This is a genomic window from Streptomyces sp. NPDC008238 (genome assembly GCF_042956445.1).
Lineage (GTDB): Bacteria > Actinomycetota > Actinomycetes > Streptomycetales > Streptomycetaceae > Actinacidiphila.
Genome location: NZ_JBIBGK010000002.1, coordinates 827,761 through 837,669 on the forward strand (window position 1 = coordinate 827,761; position 9,909 = coordinate 837,669).

Consider the following 9,909-nt stretch of genomic DNA (forward strand, 5'->3'; position numbering starts at 1 on the left):
CCCCGGTACCGTCCCGGCGCCGCCCCGGAACGCAGCGGCCCCCGGCTCCGGGAGGGAGCCGGGGGCACGGAGCGAACGGGGCCGGGGTGGCCTCAGACGCGGGCCCTGCGACGGGAGCCGGGACGCCGCTCGCTGGGCCGCGTGACGGGGTCGCCCGCGGCGATCGCCGTCTCGCGCCGCCGGACGCCGAAGTCCGCCAGCGCCTGCGCCAGCGCGTGGACGGACGGCTCCGGGGCCATCACGTCCACCCGCAGCCCGTGCTCCTCCGCGGTCTTCGCGGTGGCCGGGCCGATGCAGGCGATCACCGTCACGTTGTGCGGCTTGCCCGCGATGCCGACGAGGTTGCGCACCGTGCTGCTCGAGGTGAACAGCACCGCGTCGAACCCGCCGCCCTTGATCGCCTCGCGGGTCTCCGCCGGCGGCGGGGAGGCCCGCACGGTCCGGTAGGCGGTGACGTCGTCGACCTCCCAGCCGAGCTCCACGAGCCCGGCCACGAGCGTCTCCGTCGCGATGTCGGCGCGCGGCATGAAGACCCGGTCGATCGGGTCGAAGACGGGGTCGTAGGGCGGCCAGTCCTCCAGCAGGCCCGCGGCGGACTGCTCGCCGCTGGGCACCAGGTCCGGCTTCACGCCGAAGTCCACCAGCGCCGCGGCCGTCTGCTCACCCACCGCCGCGACCTTGATCCCGGCGAAGGCGCGCGCGTCGAGCCCGTACTCCTCGAACTTCTCACGGACGGCCTTGACGGCGTTCACCGAGGTGAAGGCGATCCACTCGTACCGCCCGGTGACCAGGCCCTTCACCGCGCGCTCCATCTGCTGCGGGGTGCGGGGCGGCTCCACCGCGATCGTGGGCACCTCGTGCGGCACGGCGCCGTAGGAGCGCAGCTGGTCGGAGAGGGAGGCGGCCTGCTCCTTGGTGCGCGGGACGAGCACCTTCCAGCCGAACAGCGGCTTGGTCTCGAACCAGGAGAGCAGGTCGCGCCGCGTGGTCGGCTCGCCGACCACGGCTATCGCCGCGATCGGGCCCTCCGGCGTGGGCAGCGCCTTCGTCGCCTTCAGCTCGGCCGCGATCGTCGACAGGGTCGCCGTCCAGGTGCGCTGGCGGGTCGTCGTGCCGGCGACCGTCACGGTCAGCGGGGTGTCCGGCTTGCGGCCCCCGGAGACCAGCTCCGCCGCGTTGGCGGCGACCGTCTGCAGGGTGGTGGAGACGACCAGGGTCGCGTCGCTCGCGCCCGCCTCGTTCCAGCACCGCCCCGACGCGGTCGCGGCCTCCACGAAGCGCACGTCGCCGCTGAGCGGCACACCCGCGTACGCGGGCACGCCCACGGCCGCGGCCACGCCCGGCACGACCTCGAAGGGAATGCCGGCCTGCGCGCAGGCGAGCATCTCGCCGGCGGCCGCGGAGTCGAGTCCGGGGTCGCCGGCGATCGCACGGACCACCCGCTTGCCGGTGCGCGCGGAGGCCATGAAAAGCTTGGCGGCAGCGGCCGAGGGGCTCAACTCCCCTTCGGCGTCGCCCGGCTGTGCCGTGTCCACGCCCGGCCGGGCGTGGGTCGTCACGACGTCCAGCACGTGCTGGTCACCGATCAGGACGTCGGCGTGGGCGAGCGCCTCGACGGCGCGCAGGGTCAGCAGCCCGGGGTCACCGGGCCCGGCACCGAGGAAGGTGACGTGCCCGAGGACGGAACCCGGGGTTCCCGTGCCCGCGGTCCCGGTGCGGCCCGCGGTGGCCGTCCGGCCTGCCGGTCCTGCCGGCCCGGCCGCGGTGGCGTCTGCGGTCGTGTTGGTCGCTGCGGCGGCGGTGGGGCTCAAAGTTCGCGCTCCCCCATAAGACCGGCCGCGCCCTTGGCGAGCATCTCGTCGGCGAGCTCGCGGCCGAGGGCCACGGCTTCGTCCCGGGATGCGGGGGTCGGACCGGTGATGGACATCTGCACCAGCGAGGAGCCGTCGGTGGTCCCGACGACACCGCGCAGGCGCAGCTCGGTGATGGGCTCGCCGACGCCTTCGAAGGCAGGCTCGGCCAGCGCGCCCACGGGCGCGGAGCAGCCGGCCTCGAGGGCGGCGAGCAGTGCGCGCTCGGCGGTCACGGCGGCCCGGGTGAACGGGTCGTCGAGCTCGGCGAGCACGGAGACGAGCCCTGCGTCGTCCGCAGGGCATTCGACGGCCAGCGCTCCCTGTCCGGGAGCGGGCAGCACGACGTCGGCGGAGATCAGCTCGGTGGCCTCCGCGAGGCGCCCCAGCCGGCTGAGCCCGGCGGCGGCGAGCACGACGGCGTCGAGGTCGCCCGAGGCAACGTACCCGATGCGCGTGTCGACGTTGCCGCGGATCGGCACGGTCTCGACGCGCACCCCCATCGAGCGGGCCCAGGCGTTGAGCTGCGCCATGCGGCGCGGCGAGCCGGTGCCGATGCGGGCTCCCCGGGGGGAGGCGGCCAGCTGCTCGAAGGTGAGGCCGTCGCGCGCGATCAGCGCGTCGCGCGGGTCCTCACGGAGCGGGACCGCGGCGAGCGTCAGGCCCTCGGGGTCGGCGGTCGGCAGGTCCTTGAGGGAGTGGACGGCGAAGTCGATCTCGCCGCTCAGCAGCGCGTCGCGCAGGGCGGAGACGAAGACGCCGGTGCCGCCGATCTGCGCCAGGTGCTCGCGCGAGACGTCGCCGTAGGTGGTGATCTCCACCAGTTCCACGTCACGGCCGGTGATCCGGCGGACCTGCTCGGCCACCATGCCGGACTGCGCCATCGCCAGCGCGCTGCGCCGGGTTCCCAGTTTCAGTGCGGTTGGGCTCGTCATGCCCGCCCTCGATTCGAGTCACTCGTTGCTGAAGCAGCCGACGCCACCGGCGGTACGGCCGAGGCGGCGGAGGGGATCACCGGCGTGCGCGGTGAGTCGGCCCTGCTGACCGCGGCGACCGCCTGGGGGTCCAGGTCGAAGAGTTCGCGCAGCGCGTCGGCGTACCCGGCGCCGCCGGGCTCTCCCGCGAGCTGCTTGACCCGCACAGTAGGCGCGTGCAGGAGCTTGTCGACGACGCGGCGCACGGTCTGGGTGACCTCCGCGCGCTGCCGTTCGTCCAGGTCGGGGAGGCGGCCGTCGAGGCGCGCCAGTTCGGTGGCGACCACGTCGGCGGCCATGGCGCGCAGCGCGACGACGGTCGGCGTGATGTGCGCGGCGCGCTGGGCGGCGCCGAAGGCGGCCACCTCAGCCGAAACGATCTTTCGCACCTCGTCGACGTCCGCGGCCATCGGGGCGTCGGCGGCGGCCTCGGCGATGGTCTCCAGGTCGATGACGTGGGCGCCGTCCAGGGAGTGCACCAGCGGGTCGATGTCGCGCGGCAGGGCGAGGTCGAGCATCCCGATGGGCGCCACCGGCCCGCCGCCGGAGCGCAGGGCCCGGGAGAGCGTGGCGCGGGCCACGGTGTCGGCGGTGAGCACCAGCCCGGTCGCCCCCGTGCAGGAGACGACGATGTCCGCGGACGACAGCTCGCCGGCCAGGTCCTCCAGGTACGCGGCACGGCCGCCGACGCTCTCGGCGAGGCGCTCGGCACGCTCGTGGGTGCGGTTGACGACCACGATCTCGCCCGCCCCCGCGCGGGCGAGGGTGGTCGCGGCCAGCGAGCTCATCGATCCGGCGCCGACGACCAGGGCGCGCTTGCCCTTGCCCCACTCCTCGAAGGGGACGCCGCCGACCGCCTGGGCCATCTGCTCCAGGCCGAAGGTGACCAGCGACTGCCCGGCCCGGTCGATGCCGGTCTCGGAGTGCGCCCGCTTGCCGACCCGCAGCGCCTGCTGGAACAGGTCGTTCAGGGAGCGGCCCGCGGTGTGCAGCTCCTGGCCGAGGCTCAGGGTGTCCTTGATCTGACCGAGGATCTGGCCCTCGCCGACGACCATGGAGTCCAGGCCGCAGGCGACCGAGAACAGGTGGTGGACGGCCCGGTCCTCGTAGTGCACGTACAGGTGCGGGGTCAACTCGTCGAGACCGACGCCGCTGTGCGTGGCGAGCAGGGTGGACAGCTCGGCGACGCCGGCGTGGAACTTGTCCACGTCCGCGTACAGCTCGATGCGGTTGCAGGTGGACAGCACCGCGGCCTCGCCGGCGGGTTCGGCGGCCATCACGTCCAGCAGCAGCTTGCCCTTGGTGTCCTCACCCAGCGCCGCGCGCTCCAGGACGCTGACGGGGGCGGTGCGGTGACTCAGTCCGACGACGAGGAGGCTCATGCCGGCATCACGGCGGGGACGTCCCCGTCAGGTCCCGGACGGCGGCCGCCGTCACGGCCCGCCTTGGCCGCCGCCGGGGGCGCCGCGAGGCTGCCCTCCAGCTCCTCGCCGGCCTTCCGCTGTTCGTGGAAGGCGAGGATCTGCAGCTCGATGGAGAGGTCGACCTTGCGGACGTCGACCCCGTCGGGGACGGTCAGCACGGTCGGGGCGAAGTTGAGGATCGAGGTGACCCCGGCGCCCACCAGGCGGTCGCAGACCTCCTGCGCGGCCCCGGCCGGCGTGGTGATCACGCCGATGGACACCTGGTTGTCCTCGACGATGCCCTCCAGCTCGTCCGCGTGCCGCACGGGCAGCCCGGCGATGAGCCGGCCGGTGAGCTGGACGTCCGCGTCGATGAGCGCGGCGATGCGGAAACCGCGGGAGGCGAAGCCGCCGTACCCGGCGAGCGCGGCCCCGAGGTTTCCCATGCCGACGATGACGACGGGCCAGTCCTGGGTGAGGCCCAGCTCACGGGAGATCTGGTACACGAGGTACTCGACGTCGTAGCCGACGCCGCGGGTTCCGTAGGAACCGAGGTAGGAGAAGTCCTTGCGCAGCTTGGCGGAGTTCACCCCGGCGGCGGCCGCGAGTTCCTCCGAGGAAACGGTGGGCACCGATCGCTCGGACAACGCGGTCAGGGCCCGCAGGTACAGCGGGAGCCTGGCGACGGTGGCCTCGGGAATCCCTCGGCTGCGGGTCGCCGGTCGGTGAGTTCGGCCAGTTGCCACGATGCTCCTGCGGGTAGAGCTGGGCTGCGAGCGGCACCCTTCGTCGGGACCGCCCCGTGCACGCCAGGCTATGTCTTTGTGAACGCGTGCACAAAGATGGTGTCCGATTTGCCCGGGGGAAGTGACCGGCATCACGCACCCCCATTTCGGACATAAGAAACCTTCTGCTGCGACGGAACGTTCCACGCCGGCGCCCGCTCCGCACTCCGGCGTCCCACCCACAGCGCGTCCGCCCCGGCCAACTGCGGCCACTCGACCGCCCCCGCGCGCGCCAGCGCCTTCTCGGCCTGCGCGGGTCCACCCGGGTGGTCCAGGACGTACGAGGCGAACAACCGGGCCGTGGCGCGGGCGTCGCCGAGCGCCGTGTGCGCGGTCCAGCCGGTCAGCCCGGCCGCCTCGGCGCACGCCAGCAGGCTCAGCCCGCCCGGCGCGGGTTCGCGCAGCGCGGCCATCCGCATGGTGCACAGTTCCGGCACGACGGGGAACTCCACCCCGAGCCGGGCGTACTCCGACGCCAGGAACGCGCGGTCGCAGCCGACGTTGTGCCCCACCAGCACCCTGCCGCGCAGCAGCCCCAGCAGCCTCGGGGCGATCTGCCCGAACAGGGGGGCGCCGACCGCCTCGACGTGGCGGGACTCGATGCCGTGGATGTGGGTGGGCCCGACCGGCCCCTCGGGGTCCACGAGGGTGGAGAACTCGCCCTCGTACCCGAAGTCGCGGTCCATCAGGACCACGGCCAGTTCGACCACCCTGTGGCGCCGCGAACTGGCACCGGTGGCCTCGAGATCGACCACGGCGAAGCCGCCGCGCGTCTGAAGCCTGCCCGGGAGCACGCAGTCACCGTCCTTACTCACGCACCCCCGCTGTACACAAAACGCCTTGATGGTAATCGAGCACACGCGTCCAGAGGAACACACGCAAATCGCCCACCTGTCGCACCATGGCCCTCAGGCGCCCAGCCCGCGCCGCAGCCTGGCCTCGTCGACACGCCAGAAGGTGTGCTGCTCACCGTCGATGAGGACGACCGGGATCTGCTCCCAGTACCGGTCGTGCAGCTCCTCGTCGCGCGTGATGTCCCTCTCCTCGAAGCGCGCGCCGAGGTCGTCGACGACCCTGCGGATCACCGTCCGCGCGTCGTCGCACAGGTGGCAGCCGGGTTTGGCGATCAGCGTCACCGTCCGGCCGGCCGGGTCCTTCGGGGCTTCGCGCGCTTGGCGTCCGAACAGAGGGCTCATGCCGGCCATTCTGCCCCCGTCAACTCCCGACCCGCGGTAACACCCTCGTCGCGAGGAGTTCATTCACCTGCTCCATCGGTGCACCGGAGTTGCCCAACGGACTGGCTATGCTCGCCCCATGGCCGCTCTGCGATGGCTCACCCCCCGTAAGCGCTCCGCCACCGCGCGCAGCGTGCTGGCCGGCGAGGCCGCGGCGGAGGCCGCGCTCGCGGCTCCCGCGGCACCCGCGGGGAAGAAGGACGACCCGGCGGGCGCCCCCGCGTTCCCGGTGGCCGGCGATCCGCACGCGGCCGCCTTCTTCGACCTGGACAACACCGTGATGCAGGGCGCCGCGATCTTCCACTTCGGGCGCGGCCTGTACAAGCGGAAGTTCTTCCAGAGCCGCGACCTCGTGCGCTTCGCCTGGCAGCAGGCGTACTTCCGGATCGCCGGGTCCGAGGACCCCGAGCACATGCAGGAGGTGCGGGAGAGCGCGCTCACGATCATCAAGGGGCACCGCGTCGAGGAACTCATGTCCATCGGCGAGGAGATCTACGACGAGTACATGGCCGACAAGATCTGGCCCGGCACCCGCGCGCTCGCCCAGGCCCACATCGACGCCGGCCAGCGGGTCTGGCTCGTGACGGCCGCCCCGGTGGAGACCGCCACGATCATCGCCCGCAGGCTCGGCCTCACCGGCGCCCTCGGCACGGTCGCCGAGCACGTCGACGGCGTCTACACCGGCCGGCTGGTCGGCGAGCCGCTGCACGGCCCCTCCAAGGCCGAGGCCGTCAAGGCGCTCGCCGCCGCGGAGGGACTCGAACTCTCGCGCTGCGCCGCGTACAGCGATTCGTCGAACGACATCCCGATGCTGTCGCTCGTCGGACATCCATATGCGATCAATCCTGATACGCGTCTGCACAAGCACGCACGCGAAAAGGGCTGGCGCCTGCGCGATTACCGTACGGGCCGCAAGGCGGCGAAGATCGGCATCCCGGCGGCCGCGGGCGTGGGCGCCGTGGCGGGCGGCGCGGCCGCCGCGATGGCCCTGCAGCGCCGCCGCCGCTAGGGCCCCGGGCGACACGCCCGGGGTCACCCTCTGGCACCCCGTCAGTTCACGGTGGGCCACACAGCCACAACACGCTCTCCACGCGAGCATTTCACGACGCTATGTGGTCAACACTGTTTCGGTGTTCGATAATTGATCGATCACCATTCCGCCAGAGAGTGGGCGGAACCGACGATTTCAGCAACTCGGTGTAGCGTCGCCTGTACGAAGCGTTATTCTCCTCAGACGCAAGCCGGTACCCACACGTCGCCACGACGGGTGAACGGTTCCGTACTGCACGTGATGGAAGTTCTGCCTCTGGGAGTCCCGTGTACCCACACACCGGGGTTGACGCCTCTGGCCTGGCTACGCTGCGCGCACTGGTGGCTGAGCACCTGCTGCGCGTCGTCCCCGCGTACGCCGTGCCCGTCCCCGCACTCGCCACGGCGGCAACGCCCGCCGGCCGCGCCTACGCGCTGGCCGACGGCCGGGCCACGGTCGGCAGACGTTCCCGCAACACCCAGCAGGCCGACCGGACCACGGGCGCCACCCCGCGCCGGCCGGCGGCCGACAGCGACAGCGGACGCATGATGGACCTGGTCGAGCGCGCGCAGGCGGGCGAGACCGAGGCCTTCGGGCGGCTCTACGACCACTACTCCGACACGGTCTACCGGTACATCTACTACCGGGTCGGGGGGAAGGCCACCGCCGAGGACCTGACCAGCGAGACGTTCCTGCGCGCGCTGCGCCGCATCGGCACCTTCACCTGGCAGGGACGCGACTTCGGCGCCTGGCTGGTCACCATCGCGCGCAACCTGGTGGCCGACCACTTCAAGTCCAGCCGGTTCCGGCTGGAGGTGACCACCGGGGAGATGCTCGACGCCAACGAGGTCGAGCCCAGCCCGGAGGACTGCGTCCTGGAGGCGCTCTCCAACGAGTCGCTGCTCAGGGCCGTCCGCAAGCTCAACCCCCAGCAGCAGGAGTGCGTGACGCTGCGCTTCCTGCAGGGGCTCTCGGTCGCCGAGACGGCCCGCATCATGGGCAAGAACGAGGGCGCGATCAAGACCCTGCAGTACCGGGCCGTACGGACCCTCGCCCGGCTGCTCCCCGACGACGCGCGATGAGCGCGATGGATGGATCTTCATCTTGCGACTGCCTCCACGGTCCGATCATCATGACTGCGTAACCCAACTCGGGCGGCACTCGTTGCATCACATGCGGACCCCCCAATGCCGTGCCCTGCCCGCTTCCGATCACTCGATCGGGTGGAAAGGCTCAAGGTGCACAACCTTGAAGGCACTCCGGGGAGTCGAGGTGGATGACGAGAGGAGGTGCCGCCCGTGATCGCGAATCCAACGGCGCACCGGCGGGCCAACGCCTTCGCCGACGCCCTCGAGGGCGAAGGCCCCCAGACGGGTGCCGGCGTACAGCACGGTGCCCACGCCGCGGACCGGCATGCGGATCCGGACCAGGGCACGTTCCTGGCCCTGGCGGACGCCCTGCGGGACGTACCGCGACCGGTGCTGGAACCGGAGACCAAGACCGTCCAGCGTGCCCAGTTGATCGCCGCCATGGAGGCCGCGCTCGCCGACGGCACCCTGACGGTTCCCGTACAGCGTGACGGCGGCCGGGGCACGCACCGCGCCGGCGGCCGCGGTATCGGCAAGCTGAAGCCGCGCTCCGCGTGGTCGCGCAGGCTCGCCGCCGGCGGTCTCTCCGTCGGTGTGGCGGCCGGCGCCCTCGGCGGCGTCGCCGCCGCGAGCACGGACGCGCTGCCCGGCGACACCCTCTACGGCCTCAAACGGGGCATGGAGGACATGCGCCTCAACCTCGCCGACGACGACGCCGACCGCGGCAAGGTCTACCTCGACCTCGCCTCCACCCGGCTCCAGGAGGCCCGCCGCCTCATGGAACGCGGCCGGGGCGGCGAGCTCGACGACGAGTCCGTGGGCGAGATCCGCAGGGCGCTGTCGGGGATGCAGCAGGAGGCCACCGAGGGCCACCGGCTGCTCGCCGCCGCGTACCGCAAGGACGGTTCGCTGAGGCCGATCGAGACGCTGTCCGCGTTCTCCAGCAACCACCGCAAGGGCTGGACGGAGCTGCGCGGCCGGCTCCCCTCCCGGCTCGACGACATGGGCAACCGGGTCACCTCGGTCTTCGACGCCATAGAGGACGAAGTGGCCCCGCTGCAGAAGCTGTTGCCGCCCGACACCGGCTCCGGCCACGGTGACGGCCGCGGGCTGCCGGGCAGCGGCAGCCGCTCCGCGAGCGGCACCCGGGGGCCCTCGCCCTCGGTCAGCGGTTCCGCCGGCGGCTCGGCCGACGAGCGCGGCGACGACAGGTCCAGCCCGTCGGCGTCCCGCAGTGCGGAGGGCGGCCTCATCGGCGGCACGGGCGATCTGCTCGACCCCACGCCGAGCAGCGGCTCCCCGGGCGGCGACGGCACCCAGCCGTCGGTCACCCTCCCGCCGCTGCTGCCCGGGCTGCTCCCGGGCCTCGGGCTCAGCGCCGAGGACGACAGGGGCGACTGAGCGAGTACCTCACGGCGGTGGGGGGGGGGGGCCCCCCCCCCCCCCCCCCCCGGGGGGGGCCCCCCCCCGCCCCCCGCCCGCCCGGGCCCCCCGCCGGCCGTTCCGCGAGGCGTACGATCATGAGCCGGCGCGGAGGTACAGGG

Annotated in this window: 9 protein-coding genes; 3 read left to right on the forward strand and 6 right to left on the reverse strand. The window is 73.0% G+C overall.

The features are described 5' to 3' along the window. Positions 1-92: 92 nt before the first annotated feature. The 6 genes from ACFZAU_RS08745 to ACFZAU_RS08770 all read right to left on the reverse strand — a co-directional run bounded on the left by ACFZAU_RS08745 (position 93) and on the right by ACFZAU_RS08770 (position 6,217). Positions 93-1,811, reverse strand: coding sequence for a bifunctional uroporphyrinogen-III C-methyltransferase/uroporphyrinogen-III synthase (locus ACFZAU_RS08745; protein WP_499606305.1), 1,719 nt, complete (start codon positions 1,809-1,811; stop codon positions 93-95). Beyond that, complete coding sequence (hemC, locus tag ACFZAU_RS08750; protein WP_499606304.1) at positions 1,808-2,785, reverse strand: hydroxymethylbilane synthase; 978 nt, start codon at positions 2,783-2,785, stop codon at positions 1,808-1,810. Before hemC ends, ACFZAU_RS08745 begins: the two co-directional genes overlap by 4 nt. Beyond that, positions 2,782-4,206: a glutamyl-tRNA reductase gene (locus ACFZAU_RS08755; RefSeq protein ID WP_500551575.1), complete on the reverse strand. Its 1,425-nt coding sequence runs from the start codon at positions 4,204-4,206 to the stop codon at positions 2,782-2,784. The genes hemC and ACFZAU_RS08755 overlap by 4 nt, the downstream gene beginning before the upstream one ends. Next, positions 4,203-4,973, reverse strand: coding sequence for a redox-sensing transcriptional repressor Rex (locus ACFZAU_RS08760; protein ID WP_499606301.1), 771 nt, complete (start codon positions 4,971-4,973; stop codon positions 4,203-4,205). Before ACFZAU_RS08760 ends, ACFZAU_RS08755 begins: the two co-directional genes overlap by 4 nt. Positions 4,974-5,104: 131 nt before the next feature. Continuing rightward, complete coding sequence (locus ACFZAU_RS08765) at positions 5,105-5,827, reverse strand: 3'-5' exonuclease (RefSeq protein ID WP_500551576.1); 723 nt, start codon at positions 5,825-5,827, stop codon at positions 5,105-5,107. A 93-nt stretch (positions 5,828-5,920) separates the two neighbouring features. After that, positions 5,921-6,217 carry a glutaredoxin family protein gene (locus tag ACFZAU_RS08770; protein WP_500462357.1) on the reverse strand — a complete coding sequence of 99 codons (297 nt, stop codon included), beginning with the start codon at positions 6,215-6,217 and terminating at the stop codon, positions 5,921-5,923. A gap of 109 nt (positions 6,218-6,326) precedes the next feature. Here ACFZAU_RS08770 and ACFZAU_RS08775 point away from each other — a divergent pair, with 109 nt between their 5' ends. From ACFZAU_RS08775 to ACFZAU_RS08785, 3 genes are all read left to right on the forward strand, one after another. After that, complete coding sequence (locus ACFZAU_RS08775; protein ID WP_500551577.1) at positions 6,327-7,256, forward strand: HAD family hydrolase; 930 nt, start codon at positions 6,327-6,329, stop codon at positions 7,254-7,256. 308 nt (positions 7,257-7,564) lie between these two features. Then, positions 7,565-8,359 carry an ECF subfamily RNA polymerase sigma factor, BldN family gene (locus ACFZAU_RS08780; RefSeq protein WP_499606295.1) on the forward strand — a complete coding sequence of 265 codons (795 nt, stop codon included), beginning with the start codon at positions 7,565-7,567 and terminating at the stop codon, positions 8,357-8,359. Positions 8,360-8,575: 216 nt separating this feature from the next. After that, positions 8,576-9,766: a DUF5667 domain-containing protein gene (locus tag ACFZAU_RS08785; RefSeq protein ID WP_500551578.1), complete on the forward strand. Its 1,191-nt coding sequence runs from the start codon at positions 8,576-8,578 to the stop codon at positions 9,764-9,766. The last annotated feature ends 143 nt before the right edge of the window (positions 9,767-9,909 follow it).